Consider the following 25,910-nt stretch of genomic DNA (forward strand, 5'->3'; position numbering starts at 1 on the left):
TAGGTTGGGGCGCGTGATCAACTCTCAACTCGCTTCGCAGGACGGCCGGTACAGACGATGAGCACCCTCCTGGTGCAGGCCACCGCCTCCGTCCCCCATCCGTACCCCCTCATACGCGGGGGCGGCCTCTTCCTCCTCTGCGTCGGGCTCGGCTTCCTGCTCGGCTGGATCGTCCAGAGCCGCTGGGTGCCCTTCGCCATCGGCGGCGGTGTCGCCGGGTTCGTCGCGAGCGGGCTGAGCGCGCTGCTGCCGTCGCTCGGGTCGACGTCGTTCGTCCAGATCGCGGGGCTCGTGGGGTCCTTCGTGCTGGAGATGGGGCTGATCTACCTGGTCGTCAGCCGGTACCAGAAGCAGCCGGAGGCCGAGCGGGACGACCGGCAGCTGATCCTCCGGATTCTCTTCGTGGTCGGCCTGCACTTCCTCACCATGGGCCTCGCCCACGGCCCCCTGATGACCCTGCTCGGCGCGCTGACCAGCCTGAACGCACTGATCGGGCTGTACGTGACGAGGCGTGCGCCGGTGCGGGTGCTGGGGGCGGGGGACGCGGTGCTGAAGCTGGGGTTCGGGGCGTGGATGCTGCTGGCGTACCCGGCGGTGACCTTCGCCTGAGGTGCCGCCCCCTCCCGTACCGCCGTCCCCGAAGGAGCCTCGCATGACCGCCCCCTTCACCGTCCCGCCCGCCTTCGCCGCCTCCTACCGCGACGAGAACGCGCAGGCCCCCGCCTGGCTCGCCGATCTGCCGCGCCTCGCGGGGGAGTTCCTGGAGCGCTGGGACCTGCGGCCGGACGGGGCGCCGGGGCACGGCATGGCGTCGGTCGTCCTGCCCGTGACCCGTACCGCCGACGGCACGCCCGCCGTGCTCAAGCTCCAGCAGGTACGGGAGGAGACCGCCGGGGCCGCGACCGCCCTGCGGACCTGGGCCGGAAACGGTGCGGTGCGTCTGCTCGCCCACGACCCGGCCACCGGCACCGAGCTCCTGGAACGCCTCGACGCGTCCCGCCCCCTCTCCGTTCTCGCCCGGACGCCCGAGGGGGAGCGGGAGGCCCTGCGGACCCTGGCCGACCTGATGGCCCGCCTCACCGCGCACCCCGCCCCGCCCGGGCTCCGGCAGCTGTCCGACATCGCCGCCGCGATGCTCGCCGACGTACCGTCGGCGGTACGGAAACTGGCCGACCCGGCGGACCGGGCGCTGCTCCGCACCTGCGCGTCGGCCGTCGCCGAGCTCCTCCCGGAACCCGGCGACCGCCTCCTGCACTGGGACCTCCACCACGACAACGTCCTCGCCGGGGACCGCGAGCCCTGGCTGGCCATCGACCCCGAACCCCTCGCGGGCGACCCGGGGTTCGACCTCTGGCCCGCGCTGGACTGCGGCACCGCGGTCACGGTGCTCCACCGCTTCGACCTGCTCACCGAGGCCCTCGGCCTCGACCGGCAGCGGGCGGTGGGCTGGACGCTGGGCCGCATCCTGCAGAACGCGCTCTGGGACGTGGCGGACGGCCGCACCGCGCTCGATCCGGTCCAGGTGGCGCAGGCGGACGCCCTGCTGAGCAGGTAGCGCCGGCCACCGGCACCGGTTCGCGTGGACGCCGCCGTGCACCGTGGCCCCGTCCCTCTCAGCCCCGCGCCAGTGCCACCCGTACCGCCACCCTTCCCACCTGCCGGAACGATCCCTCCCGGGAGTCCACCTCATGGATGAGGAGCCTCCTCAGCACCACCGCCACCGCGCACCCCGGAACCCGCTCCGTCAGCTCCGCCCGCAGCCCCTCCTCCAGTGCCGCCACGTAGTTCGCCACCTCGGGATCCGCCGGAATCCGCGCCTCCCGCGCCACCTCGAAGGCGAAGCCCTCCTCCCACGGTTCGAAGTCCACCGTGACCTGCGCGAAGTCCCCCGGGCAGCCCGCCTGGCGGGAGTACGTCGCCACGACGTCCCGGATCGGCTGCCGCGGAAAGGGGAGCGCGTCGTCGCCGGTTCCGTTCACCGCCAGGCCGGGGCGTCCGTGCCCCACAGGCCCACCGGCCTGGCCCAGTTCTGCGGCCCGCCCGTGTAGCCCACCGGCGGAAGCGCGTGGTCCAGCTTTCCGTACGGGGACTCGCAGGTCGTCATCCAGCGCTGGGCGTCGTACGCGTCGTCCGCGTCGTACGCGTCGTCCGACGGCGCTTCCGGCCGCAGCCCGTGCATCAGCCAGGAGGCCGTCGCGGCGAGCGAGTACCGCAAGTGCCGTCCCCGACCCGTCTCCTGACGTTCCGTCAGCCCCCGCAGTACGCCCGCCGCGATCAGATACCCCGTCCCGTGATCCAGCGCCTGCGCGGGCAGCGCGCCCGGCCGGGCGTCCGTCCCCTCGATCGCCGCGATCCCCGTCCCCACCTGCACGAGGCTGTCGAAGCCCCGCCGCCCCGCCCACGGCCCCGTCCACCCCCACGCGCACAACTGCGCCACGACCAGGTCCGGGCGGCGCTCCAACAGGGCCTCCGGGGCGAGCCCGTGCCGGTCCAGCGCACCCGGACGGTACGCCGAGAGCACCACGTCCGCCGTGGCCAGCAGCTCCTCGAAGACCTCGCGGTCCCCCGCAGCCCCGAGATCCAGCAGTGTCGAACGCTTCCCCATGCCCGTGTCGGCGTACGTGTCCGCGTCCTCCGGCAGCTGCGGCGCGTCCACCCGCAGCACGTCGGCCCCCAGCAGCGCCAGCGTCCGGCCCGCCACCGGTCCGGCCAGCACCCGGGTCAGGTCCAGCACCCGTACCCCCTCGGCCGGAGCCGCTGCGGAGGCGGAGGGGGGCAGCCGTCGGGAGCCGCCCTCGCCCGCCTCCCGCACCTCCACCAGCGGAATCGCCGCGTCCGGGGCGGCGGTCGGCGCGGGGGCCAGCGCCACCGCGAGGCCCCCGGCCCCGTACACCGTCTCCTGCACCTCGTGGGCCCGCCGTGTCGCCAGTTCGGCGGCTAGCGTCTCTGCCATCGCCCGGTCGTCGCGCGAGCCGTCGTCCGGGATGCCGAGCGCGCCCAGCAGCCGGGCGCGGTGGTGCGGGTAGTTGGCGTGGGTGCGCACCCAGCTGTCGGAGGTGCGCCAGAAGCCGGACAGCGGCGCGAAGTTGGTCGCCGCGCGGCCGTCCATGCGCAGGTTGCGCTCACTGTGGAAGGCGGCGGCGACCGCGCCCTCCGCCACCCGCACCTCGGGGATCGGTGTCCCGCCGCCGCGTGCCGCCGCCAGTTCGGCGGCGGCCAGCGAACACGCGCCCACCGTGGCCCGGGCCAGCTGCCGTACCGGCAGGGCGGCGGGCAGCACGTCGCCCGCGCCCTCGTACGTGACCTGCTCGGCGAGTTCGGGGCGTCCGCCCACGGCCGACCAGGCGTGCACGGTCGCGGCGTCGTGATCAGTCAGCGTCATGGCCTCAGAATGCTCCTGCCGCCCTGGGCGTACCAGTGCCTCTCTCCCGCCCCCGCTGAGACCTTCCCCACACGCCCCTACCGCCCCGCCGCGAGCGCCGCCGCGAGTCCCTCCCGTACATCTGCGACGAAGTGGTCCGGAACCTCCAGCGACGGGAAGTGGCCCCCGGACGCGGGCGTGTTCCAGCGCACGATCCTGCGGAACCGCTCCTGGGCCCAGGAGCGCGGATACTTCTCGATGTCCCGCGGATAGGTCGTGATCGCCGACGGGACGTCGACGCGGAGTTCGGGGTCCAGGGAGTCGTGGCTCTCGTAGTAGATGCGCGCCGACGACGCCCCGGTCCGCGTCAGCCAGTACAGGGTGACGTTGTCGAGGAACCGGTCCCGGGAGATCGTCTCGAACGGGCTGTCCTCCGTGTCCGACCATGCGGCGAACTTGTCCAGGATCCAGGCGAGCAGTCCCACCGGTGAGTCGACGAGCGCGTAGCCGATGGTCTGCGGCCCGGTCGCCTGCTGCTTCGCATACGCCGCCCGGTGGTGCCAGAAGTCGTACGTCTCCTCGGTCCACCTGCGCTCGGCCTCCGTCAGCCCGGCCGTCGTCATCCCGGGCGGCGACTGGGCGACCGTCGTGTGGATGCCGAGCACGTGCTCGGGGAACCTGCCGCCCAGCACCGTGGTGATGACGCCGCCCCAGTCGCCGCCGTGGGCCAGGAACCTGTCGTAGCCGAGCCGTCCCATCAGTTCGACCCACGCGGCGGCGATCTTCTCCGTGCCCCAGCCGGTCACGTCCGGCCGTTCGCTGTAGCCGAAGCCCGGCAGCGACGGGGCCACGACGTGGAACGCCGGTGCGTCCGCCTCCTGCGGATCGGCCAGCGCGTCCACCACGTCCACGAACTCCGCGACGCTGCCCGGCCAGCCGTGCGTGAGGACCAGCGGGGTGGCGTCGGCGCGCGGCGACCGCCGGTGCAGGAAGTGGATTTCCAGACCGTCGACGGTCGTACGGAACTGGCCGATCCGGTTGAGGCGTTCCTCGAACGGCCGCCAGTCGTAGCCGGTGCGCCAGTGGTGCACGACGTCGACCAGGTCGGCGAGCGGAACACCCTGCGCCCAGCGGCCGGGGCCGGGCGGGGCGCGATGCACCGTCTCGGCCTCCGGCAGCCGTGCCGCGGCCAGTCGGGCGCGCAGGTCGGCGAGGTCGGCGTCGGGGGCGTGGGCTTCGAACGGCCGCACCTCGGCGTGGGCTTCGAACGGCCGCACCTCATCGGCGGGTGCGCGGGTGTCTGCACTCTTTTGTGCCTGTACGTCGCTGTTCGTGCGGGGCATGAGACCTCCTGGCCATCGCGGAACCGGCTAAGACGGTTCTACGCTCTCCGGGTGCCCGCGCGCAACCGGCTAAGGTGGTTCCATGCCTGCCGCCTTCCCTGACTTCCGCCTCGGCGCCGTGCTGGCGACCAGCTTCACGGGGACCCTGTCGGAGCGTCACGGCGACCGTGTGGAGCGCATTCCCGCGCCGCGGCGGCTCGTCGACTGGCTGCTGGTGAGCGGCCTCCCCGTGGACTCCTGCACCCCCGCCCAGCTCGAACTCGCCAAGGAACTCCGGGAGTCGATCCACGCCGCCGCGACGGCCGCCGCGATCCGGGACCCGCTGCCCGCCGCCGCCGTTCACGTCATCAACGAGCGCAGCGCTCAGGGGCGGGCCGCGGCGGTCCTGACACCCGGGGGCGAGCGGCGGTGGCGCCTGGCGTGTGTGGAGGACGCCCTCGGTGTGATCGCCGCCGACGCGGTCGCCGTCATCGCGGGCGAACGGGACGGGAAGCTGGCCCTGTGCGCCTCGCCGACCTGCCGCGCCGCCTTCTTCGACACCAGCCGGAGCCGCACCCGCAGATGGTGCGACATGAACACGTGCGGGAACCGCGAGAAGAAGGCACGCTTCCACGCCAACCAGCGCAAGAGGCCCGCGACTTCCTCCTGAGCGGGCCGTCGTGGGCGGGAACCCCGCCGACGCCCCCACCGACCCGCGTGAGATGCTGCGCCTCCGCGCCCCGCCCGTCCCCACCCCAAGGTCCCCCGTGCCCGCACCCGAACACCCCCTCGTTCCGGCCCGCCCGCTGCCCTCCGGCCCCGTCCCCGGCCCGCTCCCGAAGCCCGGCGCCGCCCCCGAGGTCTGGGCCCTGCACGTCTCGACGTACGACACGACAAGCGGCGGCCCGGACGCCCTGGCCCTGCTCGACCCCGCCGAGCGCCGGCGGCACTCCGACTTCCGGCGGGCCGAGGACCGCGACCGCTACCTCGCCGCGCACGTCGCCCTGCGGCGGCTGGCCGGGGCCTACCTGGGGCAGGACCCCGCCTCCGTCGTCTTCGGGCGGGAGGCGTGCCCGCTGTGCCCGGAACCGCACGGGCGGCCCTCGCTCCCCGGGACGGGGCTGCACTTCTCGCTCTCGCACAGCGGCGACCTCGTGATGTTCGCCTTCGCGGCGACGCCGGTCGGGATCGACGTCGAGGTGCTGCCGCCCGTGGCGCAGGTCGACGAGGTCGCCTCCGTCCTGCATCCGCGCGAGCGGGCGGAGTTGGCCGCGCTGCGGGACGACGACCCGGCCCGGGCCGCCGCCTTCGGGCGCTGCTGGTGCCGCAAGGAGGCCTACCTGAAGGGCACCGGCACGGGTCTCGCCGTACCGCTGGACGGGACGTACGTCGGGGCCGGGAAGCTGCCCGGGGACGTGCCCGGATGGCACCTCACGGACGTCGCGACACCCGAGGGCTACTCGGCCGCTCTCGCCCGGGCGGTTGCCGCCACCCCCTGACGCTTCGCACTAGTGCAAAAGATCGTTGCACCTAGGTCAATCCTTGGTTACGTTACGGATCATGCCCGCGAAGACTCCGCACCCCGTCACGCTCACCGGCCGCCACGCGCGCCTCGAACCCCTCACCGAGCAGCACCTCGGCGACCTCTTCCTGGCCGGTGGCCGGGACCAGGAGGTCTGGCGCTGGCTGGGCGTTCAGGTGCCGCAGACGGAGGCGGAACTCGCGGAGCCGATGCGGCACGTGCTGGACGGGCCGTACCTCCCGTTCGCCGTGATCCACCTGGAGAGCGGGCGGGCGATCGGCTGGACGACGTACCTGGACGTCTCCGAGGAGGACGAACGGCTGGAGATCGGCTGGACCTGGTACGGGCGCGCGTACTGGCGCTCGCCGGTCAACACCGAGTCCAAGCTGCTCCTGCTGACCCACGCCTTCGAAGATCTCGGCATGGGCCGCGTCCAGTGGAAGACCGACCACAAGAACGAACGCTCGCAGGCCGCCATCGCCCGCCTCGGCGCCCGGCGCGAGGGCGTCCTGCGCCGCCACCGCCGCCGCCCGGACGGGACGTGGCGCGACTCGGTGTACTTCTCGCTGCTGGTGGACGAATGGCCCGAGGCGAAGGCCCGCCTCAGCGAGCGCCTCGCGCGGTGACCGGGCCGGTGTCCGGGGCTGCGACCGGTGCTGCGACCGGGGTGCCTTGCCTCAGTACAGCGACGCCCACCGCCAGCGCCCAGTAGACGAACAGGGCGGCGGTCAGCGCGGTGTTGCCCCAGCCGACGGCGCTGTAGAAGTCGGCCGCGTCCGTTCCGAAGAACAGCGACGGTACGAAGGCGAGGTTGACGGCGGCGACGGCGTACGCGCACCGGCCCGTCCAGCGAGGCAGCACGCCGCTGCGCAGGATCGCGTACCCGGCGGCCGTCAGCAGGACCGCCGTCAGAAGCCGGGCGACCGACCCGTGCAGCAGCATGTTCGCGTGGGCGAGGGTGCCGTCGACGGTCGGGTCCAGGGTCCCGTCGGGGTGTTCGAGCACGGTCCCCGCCTCGACGGACGCGGCGACGAGAGTGACGGTCACGTACGCCGTGCCGGAGCCGGACACCAGGCTGGCGAGCCACGCGAAGGCGGGTCCGGCACCGCGGATCAGGTGCCGCAGCCCGGTCAGGAAGACCAGGAGGGCGCCGCAGGTCAGGAGGTTGAGCAGGATGCGGGCGAGGACGTTCGAGGCCGGTGGGGCCCCGGAGTACACGAAGTAGAGCGGAACGCCGACCGCGGCAAATAACCCGGCGGCGATGCCGGAGGCGGCCAGGAGGCGGAGTATGCGGCTGTCCGTCATGACGTCGTACGTCCTTTGCTTGAGGTTGCCTGAGGGGAACGTGCGGGCGACTCGCTTGGGGCTCTGGTGCGACCGGAGGCGACCCGTGCTTCGATGCCGTCGAGCAGGTACCGCAGGCCGTGCCGGACGATCGGCGTGACGTCTCCGTCCTCGTCCTCGTCGAGCCCCTCCTCGCCGGCCAACGCGCACAGCGTGGGGAACCGTGTCGGGTCCAACCGCTCGGCCAGCACCTGCCCGTACGCGGCGGCACCCGCCGGGTCGAGCTCGGTGGCGACGCGGGCCAGATCGCGTACGGCACTGGAGACGAAGGTCGCGAGCGGAATGAGCTGACCGCGCTCGACACCCGCACGCTGAAGGAGCGTCAGTACGGCCTCGAACCAAGCGAGTTCACCGGGCCCGACCGGTGCACTGCGAGTCGGGGTGCGCAGCATCCACGGGTGGCGCAGATACCGCCCCCACAGGGCCTCCACCCAGGCCTCGACCTCGGCGCGCCAGTCGACGCCCCCGGCGGCGGGCGGGTGTCCGGCGGCAACATCGCTCATGGCCGCGACGAGCTGATCCTTGCCGGGCACGTGCCGGTACAACGCCATTGCGGTGCACCCGAGTTCGGCGGCGACCCGCTGCATGGAGACCGCCTCCAGCCCTTCCGTGTCGGCCAGGGCGACAGCGGTGCGCACGATCAGCGGGGCGCTCAGCCGTGGCCGGGGCTCTGCGGCGGTGTCGGCCTCCAGCTGCCACAGGAGGTCGGCCACGGCGGCGAGTTCCGCGCCTGCGGCCGGTCGGGGGGTGCGAGGTGTGCGGGGCATGGGCCTCTCCGTGGAGCCTTGTATACGCGATATACAAAGCGTATAACATAAACCTCGCAGGCGCACGGGCCCGAGCGCACGGGTCCGAAAGCCAACCCTCGTGCCCTGTCCGGGAATTGCCTTCCCTTCGATACCCCGCCCCCCTATGCTCTGGGGAACTCGATGCACAAAGCCCCAGGGGGTGAGACCGATGGACTTCACCGAAATAGCCATAGCCGTGATTACGACCGGGCCCGCCTATATCGCCGTCGGCTGGGCCATCTTCAAGGACAAGCCCCAACAGGCCGCGCCCTGCGCCCAGCACACCGGATGCGGACCGCAGACCGACACGGGCGAGCAGGGCCAGGGGCGGATGGGTGACAGCCGAGTGGTCTCGACGGCCTGGGCTCTCGCGGCCTGAGGCTCGTCCCTGTAGGGGCCTCGCGCAGGTCACATGGCAGCGGATCCTGCTTCCTCGTTTCGCCCGTCCGGCAGAACGCACCGATCGTGCACAGCAGCATGAAGAGGGCCGTGCAAGGTCGGGTTCTGCCTGGTGGTGCCGACACCAGGAGCAACGCGGGCTCCCCGAGCCACGTACCCCGCCGCCAGAATCACGGCATGCATCCGCCACGAACCAACCCGAGCCGCACTGCCCTGATCACCGGCGCCACCCAGGGCCTCGGCCGCGGCATCGCCCTCGCTCTCGCCGCACGCGGTGACACCGTCCTGCTCCATGGCCGCGACCGTGCCCGCCTCGACGCCGTCGCGCAGGAGATACGTACCGTCGCCCCGCAAGCCACCGTCCGCACCTACCTCGCGGATCTCGCCGACCTCGACCAGGTTCGCGCGTTCGCCCGGCAGGTGCGGGCGGCGGAGCCCCGGCTCGACGCGTTGGTCAACAACGCGGTGGCGGGCGGCGGTTCGGACCCCCTCCGCAGGGAGCTGAGCGCGCAGGGCCACGAGCTGCGCTTCGCCGTGAACCACCTCGCGCCGTACGTCCTCATCCGCGCCCTGCTCCCGCTGCTCACCGCCTCCGCGCCCGCCCGCGTCGTCAATGTCGCCTCGATGGGACAGGAGGCCCTGGACCTCGACGACCTCATGCTGGAGCAGGAGTACGAGGGGCTGCGCGCCTACTGCCGGAGCAAGCTCGCGCTGATCATGGCGACCTTCGAGCTGGCGGCCGAACTCGACGGCACAGGCGTCACGGTGAACACCCTCCACCCCGCCCACCTCATGGACACCGCCGGCGTCCGTGCGTACGGCCTCACCCCGGCCGTGCCGGTGGAGGAGGGCGTACGCCCCACCGTCCGGCTGGTCGTCGACCCGGAGCTGGCGACCGTCACCGGCCGGTACTTCGACCGCTTCACGGACACCCGAGCACACGAACAGGCGTACGACACCGAGGTCCGGCGGAAGCTGATGGCGCGGACGGAGGCGTGGGTCGGCGGGTTCGTGGGGGTGGGGTGAGGGGTGGGGGAGCGGGAGTTCAGCCCGGCACCCGGTCCGCCCCCACCTTCGCCGCCGCCGCGATCACCTCGTCCAGCACCGCCCGGGACCGCATCAGGTCCGTGATCATCGAGTCGATGCGGTCCCGTTCCGCCGACAGCTCGGCGTACAGGCGAGGGGTCGCGACGGCGGAGGGGCCGCCGTCCGCGTCCCGGAGGCAGGGGAGCAGCTCGGCGATCTTCTTGCTGTGCAGGCCCGCCGCGTACAGCTGCTGGATGAGGACCACCCGGTCCACCGCACGCTCCGGATAGTCGCGGTGGCCGCCGGGCGTACGGTCCGACGCCAGCAGCGCCTGCTTCTCGTAGTAGCGCAGCGAGCGCTCGCTCACGCCCGTGCGTTCCGCCAGTTCACCGATCCGCATGCCGTGACCTGCGCCTTCTCGAAGGGGCTTGAACCTGACACCGGTGTCAACTTCTACCGTACGGCCATGACGAACACAGCCGCAGAAGCCGCCCTCTTCCAGCCCACCCGCCTCGGCCCCCTCACCCTCCCCAACCGCCTCGTCATGGCCCCCCTGACCCGCAACCGGGCCGCCGCCGACGGCACACCGCTCCCGCTCATGGCCACCTACTACGCCCAGCGGGCCACCGCGGGCCTGATCATCGCCGAGGCCTCCCGGCCGAACGCGGTCGGCCAGACGTACGCCAACACCGCCGGTCTGCACACCTCCGCGCACGTCGAGGGCTGGCGCCGGGTGACGGACGCGGTACGGGCCGAGGGCGGCCGGATGTTCGTGCAGCTCCAGCACGGGGGCCGGGTCGGCCACCCCGACAACAGCGGCCGGGCGCCGCTCGCCCCCTCGCCGGTTCCGCTCCCCGACACCATCCACACCGCCACCGGCCACCAACCGGCGCTCACCCCGAGGGAGTTGACCACCGACGACATCCGCTCCACCGTCGCGGACTTCGCGGCCGCGGCCCGCAAGGCGATCGAGGCAGGCTTCGAGGGCGTCGAGGTGCACGGCGCGAACGGCTACCTCCTGCACCAGTTCCTCGCCCGCAACACCAACCTCCGCACCGACGAGTACGGCGGCTCCGTCGCCCACCGCATCCGCTTCGTCGTGGAGGTGGTGCGGGCGGTCGCCGAGGCGATCGGGCCCGAGCGGGTCGGCGTACGGCTCTCGCCCGGCCTGACCGTCAACGGCATCGACGAGGGCGACACCGACGCGATCTACGCGGCCCTGGTCCCCGCACTGGCCGAAGTGGGCGACCTCGCTTACCTCCACCTCGTGTACGCCGACCCCGACGCCCCCCTCTTCCGCCGCATCCGCGCCGACTGGCCCGGCACGCTCATCGCCAACCCGGTCCTTCCGGCAGCGCAGATCCCCGCCGACGGCGGCCGTTCCGCCGCCGAACGACTGCTCGCGGCGGGCGCCGACCTGATCTCCCTCGGCCGCCCCTTCCTGGCCAACCCGGACCTGGTCGCCCGGCTCCGGGCCGGGGCTCCGGTCAATCCCGTACGGGACAAGGGGCTGATGTACGTGGGCGGCGAGCAGGGCTACACCGACTACCCGACGTGGAACCCGGCCGGGCCGACGGGGAATTCCGGCCACCCGGCGACGGCGGACTCCGGCCACCCGACGACGGCGGATTCCGGCTATCCGGCGACGGTGGATTCCGGCTACCCGACGAGCTCGCGCAGGGCCCGGCCGATCAGCTCCACCCCTTCCGCGACCGCGCTGGTCGATCCGGCCGCGTAACCGAGGACGAGACCCGGTGGTCCGGGGAGCTGGCGGTGCCACGACAAGGGCTGGCACTTCACGCCCAGGGCGAGCGCGGCGGCGGCCAGTTCGGTGTCGGGGACGTCGGCCGGGGCGTACGTGACGGTCAGGTGCAGGCCCGCCGCCGCGCCGTGCACGACCGCTCCCGGCAGGTGCGCGGCGACCGCGTCGATCATCGCGTCGCGGCGGCGCACATGGCGGCCCCGCAGGAGGCGGAGGTGCCGTTCCAGGTGGCCGGACTCCATCAGGCGGGCGAGCACCAGTTGGGGGAGGACGGCATTGCCCAGGTCGGTGAAGCGCTTCGCCTCGGTGAGTGCGCCCAGGTGCCGGGGCGGCGGCACCATCCAGCCGATGCGCAGCGCGGGGGCGAGGAGTTTGGAGACGCTGCCCAGGTAGCAGACACGGTCGGGGAGGAGGGAGCGGAGGGCGGGGACCGGCGGGCGGTCGTAGCGGTGCTCGGCGTCGTAGTCGTCCTCCACGATGAGCCCGTCGTGGGCGGCGGCCCAGTGCAGTACCTCGCGGCGGCGTTCGCCGCTGGTCACCATGCCCATGGGGAACTGGTGGGCGGGGGTGAGGAGGACGGCGGGCGCACCGGTGGCGCGCAGGGCGTCGACGCGCAGGCCGTCCTCGTCGAGGGGGACGGGCGGGGTGGCGAGGCCGCCGTTCAGGAGGTGTTGGCGGGTGCCGAGGGAGCCGGGGTCCTCGACGGCGATGCTGTCGATGCCGTCGGCGCGCAGGACCGGGTGCAGGAGGGTGAGCGCCTGGGCCGTACCGGCGACGATCAGGATGTCGTCCGGCGCGACCCGTACGCCTCGGCTGCGCGCCAGCCAGTCGGCGACGGCGTGCCGCAGCCTCGGGGCGCCGCGCGGGTCCCCGTACCCGAGGTCCTCGGCGGACAGCTCCGCGAGCACCTCCCGCTCGGCGCGCAGCCAGGCGGCGCGGGGGAAGGCGCTGAGGTCGGGGCGGCCGGGGGCGAGGTCGATACGGGCGCGGGCGGCGCGCAGGGCGTCGAAGATGTCGGGGCCGGGGGCGTGGGGGAAGAGGGCGGACGGCTCCGGCCCGGTGGGGGCCGGTGTGCGGGGCGGGGTGGGCCCGGCAGGCGGATACGGCGGTACGAGGTGGAGGTGCGGCCGTACGAGAGGGCCCGCGACGGGGACCGGGGGAGGAGCCGCGACGGGGGCCGCGAGAGGGGCCGCGACCACCGTCGTACCGCCGCGCCGACGCCCCTCGACGTGACCGTCCTCCGTCAGACGGCGGTACGCCTCGGTGACGACGCCCCGGGAGACGCCCAGTTCGGCGGCGAGGACGCGGGTGGGCGGCAGCTTGGCCCCGACGACGAGGCGGCCGTCTGCTATCGCCCCGCGCAGCCGCTGGGCGAGCCAGTCCGCCTTGCCGCCCGAGGGGGCGCTGCCGAGGTCCAGTTGGAGGAAGTCGGAGCCGTAGGAGGTGGGTGTGGTCGTGCTGTTCGTCATCCGGTCCCCCCTCGTTCGCCGGGGCCATGCTGTCATGCGGGGCGGGGGCGACCGGTAGGTGGTACCCGGGGGCTATTTCGGGCCGAAGGTGAACTCCGGTGCGGCGGCCGTGAGTACGGCCGAGACCGGGTCCGTGGGCCAGTGCGTGGACAGCTCCTCCGCGAGGGACTTCAGCAGGGCCGGGACCGTCTCCGTACCGCCGCCCTCGTGCATGGCCTCCGTGACGACCAGGATGCGGGTGGTGCCCGGGCCGACCGCCGAGTGGCCGCTCTGCCGGTTGGTCCAGCGGCGGGCGTGGGCGCGGCCGCCGGAGTCGACGAAGGTGACCTCGCCCGGGGCCGGATGCTCGGTGTCGCCGCCGAAGGTGGTGTACAGCTCGTCGCCGTGGGCGGGTCGCACCTCCAGGAGCGGGCCGGTGATCCGGTCGGCGTCCAGGGCGGCGACGGGGATTCCGTACGCGACGGAGAGGGCGTTGCACAGGTCGACCACGGGGTGGATGCGGGGGAGCGAGCCCTCCTTGCGCAGCCGCCGCAGGAGGGACTCGGAGGCGCAGCGGTACTGCGTCGGCTTCAGCCCGACGCGGGTGAACGTCCGCCGCCAGGCGAGCACTTCGGGGAACTGGCCCTCGGTGGATTCGGCGAGCCGGTCCCGTGCGCGGCCGGTGTACTCCGCGACGCGTGGGCCGAGGTCGGCGGCCGGGCCGACACCGGAGGCGTACAGTGCGCCTGCGCCCAGCTCGGGATGGGCGGACCAGATCGTATCGGCGTGACGGAAGCGCATGTCAGGCCACCGCCAGCCGTGCGCCCAGGCCGACGAAGGACACGGCGAACACCCGCCGGATCGCGGTCATCACACGGGGCCGGGCCAGCAGCCGGTCCCGTACGACGGCCGCGCAGATCCCGTACGCCGCGAAGACGACGAAGGTCAGCGCCATGAACACGGCGCTCAACTCCAGCATCGCGCCCAGCGATCCGGACCGCTCGACGGGCACGAACTGCGGCAGGAACGCGACGAAGAACATTGTCAGTTTGGGATTGAGCAGGTTCATCAGCACCGCGGAGACGATGACCCGTCGCGCCGGCCGGCGCTCCGCCTGTCCGACCTCCAGCGCGTCCTTGTCGCGCAGGGTCGTCCACGCCATGTACAGCAGGTAGCCGACGCCGAGGTACTTCACCACCTCGTACGCCACCGGGCTGGCGTGCAGCAGTGCGGCGAGCCCGGTGATCGACGCCAGCAGATGCGGTACGACGCCGAGCGTGCAGGCGAACGCGGCCACCAGGCCGGCCCGACGGCCGTGGGACAGCCCGGCGGCGAGCGTGAAGACCACGCCGGGGCCGGGGGTGAGCACCACGGCGAGGGTGGTGAGCAGGAACGCGACACTCAAGGGGGACCTCCAGAAGCTTTCTTGGCCCTCCCACCCTGGCGGGGCCATGGTCCACCGAACAGAGCCAAAGACGACCGGCTCGACAGGTCCAATGGCGGTTCCCTCCTGGGGATGCCGGGCGCCCCTGCGGGCAGGCTGGGTGCATGGTGCACATCGGATCAGTGGTGCTGGGAGTCTCGGACGTGTCGCGGGCCGCCGCCTTCTGGAGTGCGGCGCTGGGTTACGTACCGAGGGAGGAGCCGTCGTACGACTGGGCGGTACTGGTCCCGGCGGACCCCGGCGCGGGCGGGCCCGCGCTGTCGCTCGGCCTGAGCGGGACGCCGGTGCAGGAGCACCCCCGCGTCCACCTCGACCTCTACGCGGGCGACGCGGCCGCGCAGGCGGCGGAGGTGGAGCGGCTGGTGGGGCTGGGGGCGATGCGGGTGGACTGGGACGCGTACCCCGAGAAGCCGGACTTCGTGGTGCTCGCGGACACGGAGGGGAACCGCTTCTGCGTGATCGACACGGGGGGCGGGTGAGGGCCCTAACGGGTTGCTCGCCCGCCGGTGGCGGCCACCACCACCGGCAGGCGGGGGCCGGTGCGCCGTTGCCGCCGGGTGAGCCTGACCCGGCAGAGGACTGCGTCAGCCCTGCGGCGTGGGGTCCGTCGCGAGGCGGGCGTGGAGGTGTTCGTCGTGGTACTGGCCGTCGCCGAAGCGGTACGAGGCGCGGAGGGTGCCCTCGGCGGGGAAGCCGGCGCGCAGGCCCACCCGGCAGGAGGCCTCGTTCTCCACGGCGTGCGCGAGTTCCAGGCGGCGGACGTCAGCGGTGCGGAACGCCCACTCGGTGGCGGCGAGCGTCGCACGGGTCGCGAGGCCCCGGCCGCGGGCGGCGGGAAGCAGCCAGTAACCGACCATGCCGAGCCCGTCGGAGCGGTCCGTCCAGCGGACGGTGACGGCGCCCAGGAACACCGGTTCGCGCCCGGAGTCCGTCGCGGGCCCTTCGAGCAGCGCGAAGGTGGCGAGGGTCCCGGCGTCCCAGGCGTCGCCCCGTACCTCCAGCCACTTCACGGCGGCGGCGTGGTCGGCGGCGGGCAGCGGATTCCAGAGGGCTATCTGCGGGTCGGCCGCCGCGTCCATCAGCCCCTGCACGAGCGCGGACGACTCGACGTCCTTGCGGCTCCAGGGGCGGAGGTGGGCGTCGCCGAGGTCGAGGGTGGTGGGCGTGAAGGTGCGTGGGTCCGCGGGGGGCGGGGTGGAGGTGCTCATGGGCCCCTTTCTAGCGGGCTCCCGCGGCTCTGGCCAGGGATTTTCGTTCGGTGAAGGCGGGGAGCCCGGCTCCACCGGACCCTGTGCAGCCCGTAACCCACCAAGTCGTCCGTCGTCTACGGCGCTTCCGGGGTTGATTACACTCGCGGCCATGCCTCTGACCTGCTTGGACCTTGTCGATGAAGCCGAGGCCCTGGCCCTTGTCGGCCCCGACGCCGAGATGTTCACGATGGGCGGTGCCGTCGTCGCGTTCGGCTCGGCGGAGCTCGTGGTCATTGCGGATGCTGTGGACAGCGTGACCACCAGCTGCGTGTGGAACAGCAGGGAGTTGCGGCTGTACGGTCCGGGCCCGGTCAAGCTCGCCGCACGGATCTGGGATGTGGGCACCCGACTCCCCCTGCACGTGTTCATCCGGCTCGGCGGAGGATGCGTCTACCTCGGCACGGCACGGCCGGGGACCGGGCAGTGGAGCGACAGCGAAGTGCTGCTCTGCGTACTGCACCTCGACTCCCCACTGGGCCAAGAAGTGCTGGACAGGGTGCGGCCGTCGGGCCCGTCGTCCGTCCTGCCCGGTCTGGAGTGGCTCGACCACGTGAACACCGACCGCGGCCGGGCCCTGGAACTCTTCGTCAAGGGCTGGTTCCCGGCGACCGGTGCAGAGGGGCCGGTAACCGAGATACCGGCTTCCGTTCCGTGGGCGCTGGCCAACCTCTACCGCTTGGCGGCGCGGCACCCGGCTGTCCTCGGCCGGCAGAACGGGATCCTGCCGGCCAACGGCCTGCTTCTGGACGACAGCGCGGAGCGACTCGCCTTCGGGGTCGAGAACCAGGGCGGTTGGACCTGGTCGTTCCTCTGGCAGCCGGGTGCCATCGACACCGATCCGACCGTCTGGTGCGAAGACGATCAACCCGTACCCGAACAGGAGCCGCTGAGCGCGTTCCTCCTGCAGTTTCAGTTGCACGAAGCCGCTCTGACCGCCCCCTACCTGGCCCTTTCTCACGACGTTCCCCGTGACTCCCTGCCGGTGCTTGAGGACTGTCTCCGGCGCGTGCCGCTGCGGCCGTTCCTGTCATCCATCGCCCCGAGGGACTTCCTGGTCGGTCCCGGGCTGGTCGCCGACGTCACACCTGACTGGGACGAGAGCACGCTCCAGGTCTGGATCGGTGCCACACATCGCAGCGCGCTGTATCCGCTGCGCCGACTGGACATTCCCTGGTCGAGATTCGACGGCTGACCGCGACTGTCGAGGCACGGGCAGCTTCGCCCGGTCAGGGGCGCGGTGAACCGCGCGCCCAGCGACGACGCACCCGTACGGAACCGCACCAGACAGCACAGCGGTGTGGCACGTCTTAGCTTGTTTTTTTATGGTTTGTGAGCTTTGAGTTGATTACGCTCAGCGATGCTTTCGGGGCGTCTGGTTGATTTGCCCACGTCGTAGCGGGTAGCGGGCTGTCGGTTCTTCGAGCCAAGCGGGCGTCCTGGTCCGGCTGTTGAGGGTTTGGGCGCACGGGCCGGACTGTGCAGGTGAGGGCGGAGGTTTCTGAACCCGCGGCGGACGCGGGCCGGAGTGAGCCGGGCGGGCTCGGCCGGTTTCTCCCAGGGGCGGCGGAGATCGGCTGCGGCCTCGCGGGTGAGCCTCAGCTGGGTATGCGCGGCGATCACGAGCCACGTCCACCGGTCCGCGGCCTCGGGGCTGCGGAGCCTGGGACGGGTCCAGCCGAGCGTCTGCTTGACGAATCGGAAAGTGTGTTCAAGGTCAAATCGTCTCAAGAACGCTTGCCACCGCAGGTCGACGTCCTCCCTGGTCATGCCGGTCTTGGAGGACCACAGCCAGACGGGCAGTGGGTCGCCTCCGCCGGGCAGGTGGTCCACTTGGAGGCGGATTAGGGTGCCCTCGATGACGGGGAGTTCGCCGTTGTGGTCGATCCACGCGCTGCGGGTGGTGAGCCTGGGGTGGATACGATCCCAGGCCATCGCCTGGGCGGTGCCGTAGCGGTCGGTCACCTGCACGGTCGCCGCGTCGGGCTCACCCCAGGTATCGGGCTTGGCGAAACGGAACTCCTTGCCGTGCTTCGGTGGTCGTCCGCCCTGGGGATAGGCCAGGGCGTACTCCTTGAGTGAGGGTGTCGGCCGTCGCATGACGCGGTCCGAGCGCATCCGTCCCAGCACCTCGACGGGCAGGCCGCCCAAGAGGTAGGCCATGCGCGGGGCGTCATAGCCGGCGTCGCAGACGACCAGGATGTCCGGGTCGCCGTCCTCCCACTGGCCCTGGCCGATCAAGTCGTTCACGACGCGGCGGACCTGCCGGGCGGTGACCTCGGCGACGTCGTCGTCGGGGCCGAGGCGGACCGCGTCGAGCAGCTGGCACCACGACGTCCGTCCAGTTTCCAGCGCGGCGACGAAGGAGTACGGCCAGCCGGGGACGAACTGGTCACTGGAGCGTCCCGAGCGTCCGTAGACATGACAGAACAAGCGGTCCGGGCTGGTCGGCGCGTCCGAACGCAGCCACGCGGAGACATCAACGGCCAGGACCAGGCGCTCGTCGGCGGCCTTGGGCTGCGGCAGCACGGTCAGTGCCTTCCGCAGCCTGTCCGCATCGATGCGGTCGTGATTGAGTGCGTCGTACATCGCGCCGTGCCCGCGCCGGTGTTCGGCCAGCAGTGTCGGGTCGACCGGTGAGGTCACCGGCCCGTTCTCGCAGAGCGTCGCGTCCGTGATTTCGAACAACGTGTCACCGCGCCGGGTCAGGCATCCGTAGAGGTCCTCCCGGAAGTGGGAGGTGAAGTCGAATGCCTCGTGCCGGGCATCGTGGTGCAGCAGACTCATCCTGTGGCCTTCGTAGGAGTGCGGTTCTGTGACGGAACGCATGCTCATACGGAGGCTGTCCGCCCGTCCGGCGAATGCCCAGGTCAGTGACCCTGTGCGACGTGTTATTCGAGGCCAGCGGTCACATGGCGAGCGACGAAGAGCGGTCCAGACCGGGGCAAAGCGCTATCGCCGAGCGGCTACCGCAGAGATTCCGGCCGCCCGAAGCTTGCGGGCGAGGAGTTCCATCTCGGGAAGGGTTCCCGAGAACTCCCCGGCCAGCACACGGCCCAGTTCAGTCCTGGCCTCGGTGAGGCCGATGCCGAGTTCAGTCCGCAGCACGCGCATGATCGCGATGTTCTTTCCTTGTGGGGAAGTTACCCGCAGCCCTGCCGTTCCGTGCTTGGAGAGCAACTGATCGCGGAGGTCAGACGGCAGTACGTCGTCGCACGAGGCCATCGCGAACCCACAAGCCGAGCAGGTGACCTCCACGTCCCACCGCAGAGAACCGTCCACCAGGGCCTGGACGCCACAACACTCCAGCCGGGCACCGCAGTCCTGGCACACCGCCGCATACGTGATGGACTCCAACACTGCCTGCCCCATCCCCACCTCCATCAGAGTGAGGTTAAACGAAAAGCTTAGTTGCCGTCCCACCAGCCGTTGCCGTCCTGCCAACGGCGTACCCAGTCCGGAAAACTGGACGCGATGGGCCCGGGGTAGGGCTGGGCACCAACGTCCGCCACCAACCAGACCGATCCCGGAGAGTCTCCCGTTGTGGTCAGGAGCCAGTACATGCCGCTCTCTTCCGTGCCGAGCACGACCGATCCGTCGTTGTAGACAGCGCTGATGCATTCGCCACCTGCGCTGCCGTCTTCTTCCCACATCCATGCTTCGGTGAGAGGGAAGGTCGCGGACGGGTTGCGCGGCCCCAGGCCATGGGGCCATGGGTCCGGGAGCCATCCCAGGGGCAACAGCCCGCCGTCCTCGGGCGGTCCGAGGGACGAGCCGTTGGCTATCTCGGCGACGAATGACCGATAGGGCTCGGGCAGTACGACTCCAGCCTCGGCTTCCCAGGCCGTCAGGGCCTCCCAGCCGAGCGGGGGTTCCCTCCACTCAGTGGGGAAGGCCTCCCGCAAGCGGTCAAGGTCCTCGGCAGTGACATATTCTCCATCGGATGCATCCATGGCATCAGAGGTACCAGTTGCCAGTGACAGACGAGCGGTTACGTCGTCCTCGTTGCCGTTGCCGTTGCCGTGGCCGTTGCCGCGATTCGACGGTGGCTCAGGGCGTTGTCGGGCGGCCGAAAGTCAGAGCCAGCGTTGTGCCGTCTCGACGGTGTCCCCGCCACTGGTGTTGAACGCAATGGCGGCCTGGGGCGCATGCCGTCGGATCAGGTTCACGATCTGTTCGAAGAGCGGCAGCAGTTGCTCGGTCTTGCGAATCCCGGCGCCGACGACCACGACGTCCCACGGTTGCTTGGTCAACGAAGCGACGAGGCTGGATTCGGCTGATGCGTCGAACACGATCAGTGTCATGGCTGCGTCGATGCCGTACTCACCGAACCGGGCGAGCTCCGCATCGAGTGCCGCGCGAAGAGCCTCTCCATCGACGCCAGGTATCGCTTGCGGGTCGTAACCAACAACAAGTGCAGAAGACATGCGGTCAACCTAACCGAGCCCTGCTGGACAGGATCCGTCGGACAAATCTTGGACGCGGGCGACCACCACGAACTCGCCGTCGGGTGACGTGCCCACCGGCTCGCGGTGCCAGCCGCCGTAGATCTGCTCGACCGTGAAGCCCGCCTCTGCGAGGGAGGTGCGGAGGGTGGGTTCCGGGCGGAAGCGGAGGGTGGCGGTGCTGTGGAGGTCCGGGAGGGTGGGGGAGGTGTAGTGGTGGGTGAACGAGACGTTCTCGCCGCTCACTTCGGTGACTTCCGTCCAGGCCGTCACTCTGAGGCCGTCCGGGAGCGTGATCTCGTGGCGGGAGTCGGTGGGGTTCCAGCGTTCCCAGCGGCGGTCGGCCGGGTCGCGGCTGTCGAAGATGAGGCGGCCGCCCGGGGTGAGTGCGTTCTTGAGGAGGGTGAGGGTCTCGGCCCATTCGGTGTCCGTGAGGAGGAACTGGGCGACGTGGGCCGTCATGATGGCGATGTTGAAGGGCGTGTGCGGGAGGTCTGCGGCCACTTCCGGGAGCGTTCCCGTCAGCCAGGTGACCTTCTCCGCGCCCGGCTTGGCGCGGGCTGCCGCGAGCGCGGCCGGGGCCGGGTCGATTCCCGTGACCGTGTGGCCGGCCGCGGCCAGGGCGAGGGTGACGCGGCCCGTTCCGCAGCCCAGGTCGAGCACGCGGGCGTGCGGGGTCTCGTTGGCGAGGGCGAGGAAGAGGGTGTCGTCCGGGCCCCAGGGGCACTCGGCGTCGTACACCTGGACGAGCAGGGGGTGGCGGAATTCCGCCTGGAGGGGAAGAGGAGTCACAGGAAGCGGCCGCTCGGGAGGTAGGGGGTGGGGGCGGGCAGGCCGTGCAGGGCCAGGTAGCCGTCCTGGAGGAGGGTCAGGCGGGCGGAGAGGCCGACGTCCACCGCCCAGTGGTTGGCGGTGGTGATGGCCGGAGGGATGCCGGTCGGGCCGGGAGGGGCGGAGGCGAGGGCCTCCCAGAGCAAGGTGCGGGCCGTGGAGGGGTGTTGGGCGGCGAGGAGGTGGGTGCGGCCGCGGGGGTCGAGGTAGGCGTAGCCGGGGTACTGGGGGGTGCGGGACACGACCAGGCGCATCGTCTCCAACAAGTGCGCGTGGTCCGGGCCGTGGCCCGCGCCCCGGAGGGCCGTGTCCAGGTGGTCCATCCAGGGGATGTCGTCGGCGGTGCCCTCGTGGAGGTCGGTGACCGCCGGGAGGGAGGAGCGGTCGACGGTGCCGGTCAGGCCCATCAGCGGGTGCAGGGTGAAGCCCGCCTGCCAGTAGCGGCGGGTCGCGCCCGGGTGGACCGTGGAGATGAACATCCCGGGGCGGTCGCCCGCGTGGGAGAGCGCCGCGTCCATGAGGCGCCTGCCGATGCCCTTGCCCTGGAGGCCGGGCAGGACGCCGTACGTGATGAGGAGCCAGAGCGGGCCCCGGTTCTGGGAGAGGGCGAAGCCCACCACCCGGTCGTCGTCGGCCTCGTCGACCGCCACCCAGCAGCCCGCCGGGTCCGTGGCCAGGAAGTGGCCCATCCGCTGGATCCAGAGGGCGGAGTCGGCGGGGGTGCGGGGCTCCGGTTCGGGTTCGTTCGCGCGTCTGCTGAGGCGGTCGCCCTCCAGGAAGGTCGTGTGCGACGCCTGTTCCGCCGAGGGGAGGTCGCTCTCGCGCATCAGCCGTGTGCGTACGGAGTCCATCAGGCGAAGGTAGTGGGGGTGGGGGTGGGTAGCATCCCGATTTTTAGCGGGAGGCGCCGCGTTTCACCGGGAGGTGCCCCGCTTCACCGGGAGGCGCCCCGTTTCACCGGGAGGCGTCCCGTGCCTGCTGACGGGCCTGCTGCCGGGCCCGGTGCTTCGCCACGTGCAGCCGGTTGCCGCACAGGTTCGGGATGCAGTAGCAGCGGCGGCCCGCCTTGCTGGTGTCGACGAACAGGCCCGTGCAGGTCGGCGACTGGCAGGGCCGGAACCGGCTGTGGCCGAGCGTGTGCAGCACGCCGAGCAGGCCGGTGCCGATGAGGGCGGCCAGTTCGTCGGCCACGGAGGCGCCGGGTGCGGTGGTGACGTACCACTGGAGGCGGTCCTCGGTGTCCCGGAGCAGGGAGAGGCCCGAAGTGGCCCTGGCAGCGAGGTGGTTGGCGCCCTCGACGGCCTCGTCCTCGGAGGTGGCCGCCAGCAGGGCGCGCGTTTCCTGACGGAGGGTCAGGACGGCGGTGAGGTCGTCGGTGGTCGGTGCTGCTCCCGGTGGCAGGGCGTCAAGTCGTGTGTCGTGTTCGGCGAGGAAGGTCGTCAACGCGTCCGGCCCCGTGAGGACTTCGCCGATGTCCGTGCGGACGTGGGCCGACGTGTTGACGAGGTCCGTCGCGACGGCCGCGCCGGATGTGTAATGCGAAAACAGTATCTTCAAGCCTTACTCCCGTGTTAGCGTCATGTGTGAAAGGCCACTTTACCTCTTAGTGCGCCCCGCCGGTGCTTGTCCGGAAGCCGGAAGCCGGGCGCCGGGAAGGACCGTCGCCCATGCGCCCCCTCCTCCGCCGCGTCACCCGGATCGTCCAGGACGTGCTGTACGGGATCGACGCCGGGCACGCGATACGGCACGGCGCACCCACGCCGCCCCCGCCGCCCGACTCACCTCGCCCCTTACCGACTTCACCCGCCCCGGGAGGAACCGTGCATACTCTCAAGCCCGCCAGTACCGCCGCCTTCCTCGCCTACCTCGACGGCCGCCAGACCCGCTGGCGCCTCATCCTCGACGCGGCCGTCGACTCCGCGGGCGACGACCCGCGCGCCCGGCTGCTCGCCGTCTTCGACGCCCTCCGCGAGTGGGCGTGCGGCACCTCCGCCGACGGCTTCCGCAGCAATGCCTTCATCCAGGCCCAGTACGAGTCCGACCACCCGGACGGCGTCGCCCGTGCGGTCATCGCCGGTCACAAGCGCACCCTGCGCGCCCGCATGGTCGCCCTCGCCGAGGCCACCGGCACCCCCGACCCCGGCCTCCTGGTCGACCAACTCCTCCTGGTCTACGAGGGTTCCACCGTCAACCACTCCCTCGGTACGGTCGCCGAGTCCGCCGCCACGGCCCACCGCACCGCCCGCCAACTGATCGCCGCCGCCACCCCGCAGCCGCTGGACGCCTTCTGGGCGGGCCGGTGACCCCTACTTGCGTACGCTCGACGGCATGACGACGCCGAACTCCGCCCCGTACGCGATCCTGACCACCACTACCGACAGCGAGGCCGCCGCCGACGAACTCGCCGACCGGGTGATCGGCGAGCGGCTGGCCGCCTGCGCGCAGGTGTACGCGGTCCGGTCCGTGTACCGGTGGGAGGGGCGGGTCGAGCGGGCGCGGGAGTGGCGGATCGACTTCAAGACGCGGGGCGAGCTGGTTCCCGAACTCGCCGCTCTTGTTGGGGAGTTGCATGACTACGACACCCCGGAGATCGTCGCTGTTCCGGTGGTCGCGGGCAGTCCCGCGTACCTGGAGTGGGTCGGGGAGCAGACGCGTGGGGCGGGGACGTCGGCAGGGTGAGGGGGAGGTCGCCCGGGCGGCCTCCCCGTTCCGTGCCTGCTACTTGGGGGGTTCCGTGCCTGCTACTGGGGGGCCGGGCGCTCCAGTGTCACCTTCGGCAGGAGGCGGGCCAGCGGCCCCGGCAGCCACCAGGCGCGCGGGCCGAAGAGCTGCATCGCCGCCGGGACGATCAGGCAGCGGATGACCACCGCGTCCAGCAGGATCGCCACCGCCAGGCCCAGGCCGAACTGCTGGAGCATCCGGCCGGGGCTCAGCACGAACGCCCCGAAGACCACGATCATGATGGCCGCGGCCGCCGTGATCACCTTGCCGGTGGCGGCCAGGCCCTCGCGGACCGCGTGCAGGTGGTTGCCCGTGCGCTCCCACTCCTCGTGCATGCGGGCGACGAGGAAGACCTCGTAGTCCATCGACAGGCCGAAGACGATCGCGAAGATCATGACGGGGATGAACGCCTCGACCGGCCCCGGCTGCACCCCGAACCACCCGTGCTGGAAGACCAGCGTGATCACGCCCAAGGCCGCCGAGATGGACAGGAGGTTGAGGAGCGCCGCCTTCAGCGGGATCAGGAGCGACCGGAAGACCAGCATCAGCAGCAGGGTGGACAGGCCCACCACCAGCGCCACGAACAGCGGGATGCGGTCCGCGACCGAGTCGGCGAAGTCCTGCGCGGCAGCGGTCGGACCGCCGATCAGGTACTCCGCGCCGGTGCGTCCGGCGAGCGGAGGCAGGACGTCCGCGCGCAGGGTGTGGACCAGCCGGGCGGTGTCCGCGTCCTGCGGGGAGCCGGCCGGGAAGACGATCACCGTGGAGACCGCGCCGTCGGGGGAGGGGAGGACGGGACTGACGCCGGCGACACCGGGGGCCCCGGAAAGCGCCGCACGGAGCTGCTGCGCCGCGCCCGCGCCGCCGACTGCCGCGCCCGCGCCGTTGTGCGCCGGGCCCGCCCCGCCGACTGCCGGGCCCGCCCCGCCGACCGCCGCGCCCCCGTCCCCCTCCGCCGCACCCTCCCCGCCCCGGCTCACCGCGATCAGTGGGCCGTTGAAGCCCGGGCCGAAGCCCTTCGCCAGGAGGTCGTACGCCTGTCGGCTCGTGGACGACACCGGGTCGTTGCCCGCGTCCGCGAAGCCCAGCCGCATGCCGAGCGCCGGTGCCGAGAAGGCGAGGAGGACAGCGACGGCCGCCAGCAGTGCGGGCAGCGGGCGGCGCTGCACGAAGGACGCCAACTGCCGCCAGCGGCGGCCCTCTTCACGCGGCTTCCTCCTGCGTACCGTGCGCCGGATGCGGCCGCCGAAGAACGCCAGCAGCGCGGGCAGCAGGGTCAGCGACGCGGCCATGGTCACCAGTACGGTCAGCGCCACCGCCAGCGCCACGCCCTGCAACGAGCCCAGGCCGAGCGCGATCAGCCCGAGGAGGGCCACGATCACCGTGCAGCCCGCACAGAAGACCGTGCGGCCCGCCGCGTCCAGCGCGGCACGGGTGGCGTCCTGCGGGGCGGCGCCGGCGACGAGTTCGCGCCGGAAGCGGTAGAAGATCAGCAGTGCGTAGTCCACGCCGACGCCCAGACCGACCAGCATCATGATCGGCGGCGTGAAGTCCGCGATCGTGAAGACATGCGAGGCCAGCGCGATCAGCCCGACCGCGCCGCCGACCGCGAACACCGCCGTGAGCAGCGGGATCGCCGCCGCCACGAACGAGCCGAAGAGCAGCACCAGGACGACGAGCGCGGCCAGCAGCCCCGCACCCTCCGCCGCCCCGCCGCTCTCCTGCTGCGCACCGCGCACCGCGTCGCCGCCCAGGGCGACGGTCAGACCCGGCCCGGCCTGTTGCCGCGCGGTGTCGATGATCCGTACGACGTCCTCCCGGGGCACGTCCTCGGACGCGGCGTCGAGCACGACCGTCGCGTACCCGGTCGTCCCGTCCCGGGACAGGGCCGAGCCGTCGGCGAACGGGCTGCTGACGTCGGCCACCCGGGGCAGCTCCCGCACCCGTACCACCGTCTTCTCGACGGCCGGACGGTCGTCGCGCAGGCCGTCGGGGTCCCGGAAGACGATCTGCACGCTGCCACCCGCCTGCGCGGAACCGTGCCGTTCGAGCAGGTCGGAGGCCGACTGGGACTCCGTACCCGGCAGCGCGAAGTCGTTGCGGTAGGCGCTGCTCACGCCCTGGGAGGCGACGGTGATCACCGCGACCGCGAGCACCCACAGGAGCAGGGCGCCCCAGCGGTGCCGTTGGGACCAGGCGGCCAGCCGTCCGAAGACGCCGGTGGGCAAGGGAGTTGGGCGCATGAGGAAC

Annotated in this window: 30 protein-coding genes; 12 read left to right on the forward strand and 18 right to left on the reverse strand. The window is 72.1% G+C overall.

The genetic code is table 11. The features are described from left to right. The first annotated feature begins 57 nt into the window (after positions 1 to 57). Positions 58 to 609, forward strand: a complete 552-nt coding sequence (locus ACIO3O_RS03150; protein WP_401741215.1) for a DUF6609 family protein — start codon at positions 58 to 60, stop codon at positions 607 to 609. 43 nt (positions 610 to 652) lie between these two features. After that, positions 653 to 1,555, forward strand: coding sequence for an aminoglycoside phosphotransferase family protein (locus ACIO3O_RS03155; RefSeq protein ID WP_401741217.1), 903 nt, complete (start codon positions 653 to 655; stop codon positions 1,553 to 1,555). Positions 1,556 to 1,613: 58 nt separating this feature from the next. On the opposite strand, the gene ACIO3O_RS03160 is transcribed toward ACIO3O_RS03155, so the two are convergent. The 3 genes from ACIO3O_RS03160 to ACIO3O_RS03170 form a co-directional block, all read right to left on the reverse strand. Continuing rightward, a complete protein-coding gene (locus ACIO3O_RS03160; protein ID WP_401741219.1) occupies positions 1,614 to 1,979 on the reverse strand; it encodes a hypothetical protein in 366 nt (121 codons plus the stop codon). Then, the gene (locus tag ACIO3O_RS03165; protein ID WP_401741222.1) at positions 1,976 to 3,382 is read right to left on the reverse strand and encodes a CoA transferase; all 1,407 of its coding nucleotides are present in this window, start codon (positions 3,380 to 3,382) and stop codon (positions 1,976 to 1,978) included. Before ACIO3O_RS03165 ends, ACIO3O_RS03160 begins: the two co-directional genes overlap by 4 nt. A gap of 77 nt (positions 3,383 to 3,459) precedes the next feature. Continuing rightward, a complete protein-coding gene (locus ACIO3O_RS03170; protein ID WP_401741225.1) occupies positions 3,460 to 4,704 on the reverse strand; it encodes an epoxide hydrolase family protein in 1,245 nt (414 codons plus the stop codon). Between the two features lie 82 nt (positions 4,705 to 4,786). Here ACIO3O_RS03170 and ACIO3O_RS03175 point away from each other — a divergent pair, with 82 nt between their 5' ends. The 3 genes from ACIO3O_RS03175 (at position 4,787) to ACIO3O_RS03185 (ending at position 6,831) form a co-directional block, all read left to right on the forward strand. Further along, a complete protein-coding gene (locus tag ACIO3O_RS03175) occupies positions 4,787 to 5,353 on the forward strand; it encodes a CGNR zinc finger domain-containing protein (RefSeq protein ID WP_401741227.1) in 567 nt (188 codons plus the stop codon). 97 nt (positions 5,354 to 5,450) lie between these two features. Next, the gene (locus ACIO3O_RS03180; RefSeq protein WP_401741229.1) at positions 5,451 to 6,182 is read left to right on the forward strand and encodes a 4'-phosphopantetheinyl transferase family protein; all 732 of its coding nucleotides are present in this window, start codon (positions 5,451 to 5,453) and stop codon (positions 6,180 to 6,182) included. Between the two features lie 61 nt (positions 6,183 to 6,243). Next, a complete protein-coding gene (locus ACIO3O_RS03185) occupies positions 6,244 to 6,831 on the forward strand; it encodes a GNAT family N-acetyltransferase (RefSeq protein ID WP_401741231.1) in 588 nt (195 codons plus the stop codon). On the opposite strand, the gene ACIO3O_RS03190 is transcribed toward ACIO3O_RS03185, so the two are convergent. After that, positions 6,809 to 7,510, reverse strand: a complete 702-nt coding sequence (locus tag ACIO3O_RS03190; RefSeq protein WP_401741234.1) for a hypothetical protein — start codon at positions 7,508 to 7,510, stop codon at positions 6,809 to 6,811. The two genes, ACIO3O_RS03185 and ACIO3O_RS03190, sit on opposite strands and share 23 nt — an antisense overlap. After that, complete coding sequence (locus ACIO3O_RS03195; protein ID WP_401741237.1) at positions 7,507 to 8,316, reverse strand: TetR/AcrR family transcriptional regulator; 810 nt, start codon at positions 8,314 to 8,316, stop codon at positions 7,507 to 7,509. Before ACIO3O_RS03195 ends, ACIO3O_RS03190 begins: the two co-directional genes overlap by 4 nt. 181 nt (positions 8,317 to 8,497) lie before the next feature. Between ACIO3O_RS03195 and ACIO3O_RS03200 the strand changes: the two genes are divergently transcribed. After that, positions 8,498 to 8,716, forward strand: coding sequence for a hypothetical protein (locus tag ACIO3O_RS03200; RefSeq protein WP_401741239.1), 219 nt, complete (start codon positions 8,498 to 8,500; stop codon positions 8,714 to 8,716). A gap of 197 nt (positions 8,717 to 8,913) precedes the next feature. Next, positions 8,914 to 9,762 carry an SDR family NAD(P)-dependent oxidoreductase gene (locus tag ACIO3O_RS03205; RefSeq protein ID WP_401741242.1) on the forward strand — a complete coding sequence of 283 codons (849 nt, stop codon included), beginning with the start codon at positions 8,914 to 8,916 and terminating at the stop codon, positions 9,760 to 9,762. 19 nt (positions 9,763 to 9,781) lie between these two features. Here the strand turns inward: ACIO3O_RS03205 and ACIO3O_RS03210 are convergent, their stop codons facing one another. Further along, positions 9,782 to 10,162 carry a MerR family transcriptional regulator gene (locus ACIO3O_RS03210; RefSeq protein ID WP_401741244.1) on the reverse strand — a complete coding sequence of 127 codons (381 nt, stop codon included), beginning with the start codon at positions 10,160 to 10,162 and terminating at the stop codon, positions 9,782 to 9,784. 66 nt (positions 10,163 to 10,228) lie between these two features. On the opposite strand from ACIO3O_RS03210, the gene ACIO3O_RS03215 reads away from it, so the two are divergent. Next, on the forward strand, positions 10,229 to 11,500 hold the full coding sequence (locus ACIO3O_RS03215; protein WP_401741246.1) for an alkene reductase: 1,272 nt from the start codon (positions 10,229 to 10,231) through the stop codon (positions 11,498 to 11,500). On the opposite strand, the gene ACIO3O_RS03220 is transcribed toward ACIO3O_RS03215, so the two are convergent. The 3 genes from ACIO3O_RS03220 to ACIO3O_RS03230 all read right to left on the reverse strand — a co-directional run bounded on the left by ACIO3O_RS03220 (position 11,422) and on the right by ACIO3O_RS03230 (position 14,377). Continuing rightward, positions 11,422 to 12,993 (reverse strand): PLP-dependent aminotransferase family protein, encoded by a 1,572-nt coding sequence (locus ACIO3O_RS03220; RefSeq protein ID WP_401741249.1) that lies wholly within the window; start codon positions 12,991 to 12,993, stop codon positions 11,422 to 11,424. The two genes, ACIO3O_RS03215 and ACIO3O_RS03220, sit on opposite strands and share 79 nt — an antisense overlap. 72 nt (positions 12,994 to 13,065) lie before the next feature. Then, entirely contained in the window at positions 13,066 to 13,773 is a 708-nt protein-coding gene (locus tag ACIO3O_RS03225) for a B3/4 domain-containing protein (RefSeq protein WP_401741250.1), read from the reverse strand. A gap of 1 nt (position 13,774) precedes the next feature. Then, complete coding sequence (locus ACIO3O_RS03230) at positions 13,775 to 14,377, reverse strand: LysE family translocator (protein WP_401741252.1); 603 nt, start codon at positions 14,375 to 14,377, stop codon at positions 13,775 to 13,777. A 143-nt stretch (positions 14,378 to 14,520) separates the two neighbouring features. On the opposite strand from ACIO3O_RS03230, the gene ACIO3O_RS03235 reads away from it, so the two are divergent. After that, the gene (locus ACIO3O_RS03235; RefSeq protein ID WP_401741253.1) at positions 14,521 to 14,895 is read left to right on the forward strand and encodes a VOC family protein; all 375 of its coding nucleotides are present in this window, start codon (positions 14,521 to 14,523) and stop codon (positions 14,893 to 14,895) included. 105 nt (positions 14,896 to 15,000) lie between these two features. Here the strand turns inward: ACIO3O_RS03235 and ACIO3O_RS03240 are convergent, their stop codons facing one another. Continuing rightward, positions 15,001 to 15,624 (reverse strand): GNAT family N-acetyltransferase, encoded by a 624-nt coding sequence (locus ACIO3O_RS03240; protein WP_401741255.1) that lies wholly within the window; start codon positions 15,622 to 15,624, stop codon positions 15,001 to 15,003. Positions 15,625 to 15,775: 151 nt separating this feature from the next. Here ACIO3O_RS03240 and ACIO3O_RS03245 point away from each other — a divergent pair, with 151 nt between their 5' ends. Further along, positions 15,776 to 16,858 (forward strand): hypothetical protein, encoded by a 1,083-nt coding sequence (locus ACIO3O_RS03245; RefSeq protein WP_401741258.1) that lies wholly within the window; start codon positions 15,776 to 15,778, stop codon positions 16,856 to 16,858. A gap of 128 nt (positions 16,859 to 16,986) precedes the next feature. On the opposite strand, the gene ACIO3O_RS03250 is transcribed toward ACIO3O_RS03245, so the two are convergent. From ACIO3O_RS03250 to ACIO3O_RS03280, 7 genes are all read right to left on the reverse strand, one after another. Next, positions 16,987 to 18,450: an NF041680 family putative transposase gene (locus ACIO3O_RS03250; protein WP_401741261.1), complete on the reverse strand. Its 1,464-nt coding sequence runs from the start codon at positions 18,448 to 18,450 to the stop codon at positions 16,987 to 16,989. A 165-nt stretch (positions 18,451 to 18,615) separates the two neighbouring features. Next, the gene (locus tag ACIO3O_RS03255) at positions 18,616 to 19,035 is read right to left on the reverse strand and encodes a hypothetical protein (protein WP_401741263.1); all 420 of its coding nucleotides are present in this window, start codon (positions 19,033 to 19,035) and stop codon (positions 18,616 to 18,618) included. Between the two features lie 35 nt (positions 19,036 to 19,070). After that, positions 19,071 to 19,616, reverse strand: a complete 546-nt coding sequence (locus ACIO3O_RS03260; RefSeq protein WP_401741266.1) for an SMI1/KNR4 family protein — start codon at positions 19,614 to 19,616, stop codon at positions 19,071 to 19,073. A gap of 123 nt (positions 19,617 to 19,739) precedes the next feature. Further along, positions 19,740 to 20,090 carry a hypothetical protein gene (locus ACIO3O_RS03265; protein WP_401741269.1) on the reverse strand — a complete coding sequence of 117 codons (351 nt, stop codon included), beginning with the start codon at positions 20,088 to 20,090 and terminating at the stop codon, positions 19,740 to 19,742. A 9-nt stretch (positions 20,091 to 20,099) separates the two neighbouring features. Then, on the reverse strand, positions 20,100 to 20,900 hold the full coding sequence (locus tag ACIO3O_RS03270; RefSeq protein WP_401741271.1) for a methyltransferase domain-containing protein: 801 nt from the start codon (positions 20,898 to 20,900) through the stop codon (positions 20,100 to 20,102). Next, positions 20,897 to 21,790, reverse strand: coding sequence for a GNAT family N-acetyltransferase (locus ACIO3O_RS03275; RefSeq protein WP_401741274.1), 894 nt, complete (start codon positions 21,788 to 21,790; stop codon positions 20,897 to 20,899). Before ACIO3O_RS03275 ends, ACIO3O_RS03270 begins: the two co-directional genes overlap by 4 nt. A gap of 103 nt (positions 21,791 to 21,893) precedes the next feature. Further along, on the reverse strand, positions 21,894 to 22,496 hold the full coding sequence (locus tag ACIO3O_RS03280; protein WP_401741275.1) for a CGNR zinc finger domain-containing protein: 603 nt from the start codon (positions 22,494 to 22,496) through the stop codon (positions 21,894 to 21,896). 263 nt (positions 22,497 to 22,759) lie between these two features. Between ACIO3O_RS03280 and ACIO3O_RS03285 the strand changes: the two genes are divergently transcribed. Both ACIO3O_RS03285 and cutA read left to right on the forward strand, forming a co-directional pair. Further along, positions 22,760 to 23,242 carry a hypothetical protein gene (locus tag ACIO3O_RS03285; RefSeq protein WP_401741277.1) on the forward strand — a complete coding sequence of 161 codons (483 nt, stop codon included), beginning with the start codon at positions 22,760 to 22,762 and terminating at the stop codon, positions 23,240 to 23,242. Positions 23,243 to 23,267: 25 nt separating this feature from the next. Further along, positions 23,268 to 23,618 (forward strand): divalent-cation tolerance protein CutA, encoded by a 351-nt coding sequence (gene cutA / locus ACIO3O_RS03290; protein WP_401741280.1) that lies wholly within the window; start codon positions 23,268 to 23,270, stop codon positions 23,616 to 23,618. Positions 23,619 to 23,680: 62 nt separating this feature from the next. On the opposite strand, the gene ACIO3O_RS03295 is transcribed toward cutA, so the two are convergent. Further along, entirely contained in the window at positions 23,681 to 25,903 is a 2,223-nt protein-coding gene (locus ACIO3O_RS03295) for an MMPL family transporter (protein ID WP_401741282.1), read from the reverse strand. Positions 25,904 to 25,910 lie beyond the last annotated feature (7 nt).

It is taken from the genome of Streptomyces sp. NPDC087440 (assembly GCF_044744005.1).
Classification (GTDB): domain Bacteria; phylum Actinomycetota; class Actinomycetes; order Streptomycetales; family Streptomycetaceae; genus Streptomyces.

Excerpts from the sequence above, each read along its gene's own strand:
- ACIO3O_RS03220 (WP_401741249.1), bottom strand. The coding sequence starts at position 12,993 with ATGACGAACAGCACGACCACACCCACCTCCTACGGCTCCGACTTCCTC.
- ACIO3O_RS03225 (WP_401741250.1), bottom strand. The coding sequence starts at position 13,773 with ATGCGCTTCCGTCACGCCGATACGATCTGGTCCGCCCATCCCGAGCTG.
- ACIO3O_RS03185 (WP_401741231.1), top strand. The coding sequence starts at position 6,244 with ATGCCCGCGAAGACTCCGCACCCCGTCACGCTCACCGGCCGCCACGCG.
- ACIO3O_RS03175 (WP_401741227.1), top strand. The coding sequence starts at position 4,787 with ATGCCTGCCGCCTTCCCTGACTTCCGCCTCGGCGCCGTGCTGGCGACC.
- ACIO3O_RS03245 (WP_401741258.1), top strand. The coding sequence starts at position 15,776 with ATGCCTCTGACCTGCTTGGACCTTGTCGATGAAGCCGAGGCCCTGGCC.
- ACIO3O_RS03205 (WP_401741242.1), top strand. The coding sequence starts at position 8,914 with ATGCATCCGCCACGAACCAACCCGAGCCGCACTGCCCTGATCACCGGC.
- ACIO3O_RS03275 (WP_401741274.1), bottom strand. The coding sequence starts at position 21,790 with ATGGACTCCGTACGCACACGGCTGATGCGCGAGAGCGACCTCCCCTCG.
- ACIO3O_RS03295 (WP_401741282.1), bottom strand. The coding sequence starts at position 25,903 with ATGCGCCCAACTCCCTTGCCCACCGGCGTCTTCGGACGGCTGGCCGCC.
- ACIO3O_RS03240 (WP_401741255.1), bottom strand. The coding sequence starts at position 15,624 with ATGAGCACCTCCACCCCGCCCCCCGCGGACCCACGCACCTTCACGCCC.
- ACIO3O_RS03150 (WP_401741215.1), top strand. The coding sequence starts at position 58 with ATGAGCACCCTCCTGGTGCAGGCCACCGCCTCCGTCCCCCATCCGTAC.
- ACIO3O_RS03255 (WP_401741263.1), bottom strand. The coding sequence starts at position 19,035 with ATGGGGCAGGCAGTGTTGGAGTCCATCACGTATGCGGCGGTGTGCCAG.
- ACIO3O_RS03210 (WP_401741244.1), bottom strand. The coding sequence starts at position 10,162 with ATGCGGATCGGTGAACTGGCGGAACGCACGGGCGTGAGCGAGCGCTCG.
- ACIO3O_RS03170 (WP_401741225.1), bottom strand. The coding sequence starts at position 4,704 with ATGCCCCGCACGAACAGCGACGTACAGGCACAAAAGAGTGCAGACACC.
- ACIO3O_RS03260 (WP_401741266.1), bottom strand. The coding sequence starts at position 19,616 with ATGGATGCATCCGATGGAGAATATGTCACTGCCGAGGACCTTGACCGC.
- ACIO3O_RS03155 (WP_401741217.1), top strand. The coding sequence starts at position 653 with ATGACCGCCCCCTTCACCGTCCCGCCCGCCTTCGCCGCCTCCTACCGC.
- ACIO3O_RS03265 (WP_401741269.1), bottom strand. The coding sequence starts at position 20,090 with ATGTCTTCTGCACTTGTTGTTGGTTACGACCCGCAAGCGATACCTGGC.
- ACIO3O_RS03195 (WP_401741237.1), bottom strand. The coding sequence starts at position 8,316 with ATGCCCCGCACACCTCGCACCCCCCGACCGGCCGCAGGCGCGGAACTC.
- ACIO3O_RS03165 (WP_401741222.1), bottom strand. The coding sequence starts at position 3,382 with ATGACGCTGACTGATCACGACGCCGCGACCGTGCACGCCTGGTCGGCC.
- ACIO3O_RS03250 (WP_401741261.1), bottom strand. The coding sequence starts at position 18,450 with ATGAGTCTGCTGCACCACGATGCCCGGCACGAGGCATTCGACTTCACC.
- ACIO3O_RS03190 (WP_401741234.1), bottom strand. The coding sequence starts at position 7,510 with ATGACGGACAGCCGCATACTCCGCCTCCTGGCCGCCTCCGGCATCGCC.
- ACIO3O_RS03235 (WP_401741253.1), top strand. The coding sequence starts at position 14,521 with ATGGTGCACATCGGATCAGTGGTGCTGGGAGTCTCGGACGTGTCGCGG.
- cutA (WP_401741280.1), top strand. The coding sequence starts at position 23,268 with ATGACGACGCCGAACTCCGCCCCGTACGCGATCCTGACCACCACTACC.
- ACIO3O_RS03215 (WP_401741246.1), top strand. The coding sequence starts at position 10,229 with ATGACGAACACAGCCGCAGAAGCCGCCCTCTTCCAGCCCACCCGCCTC.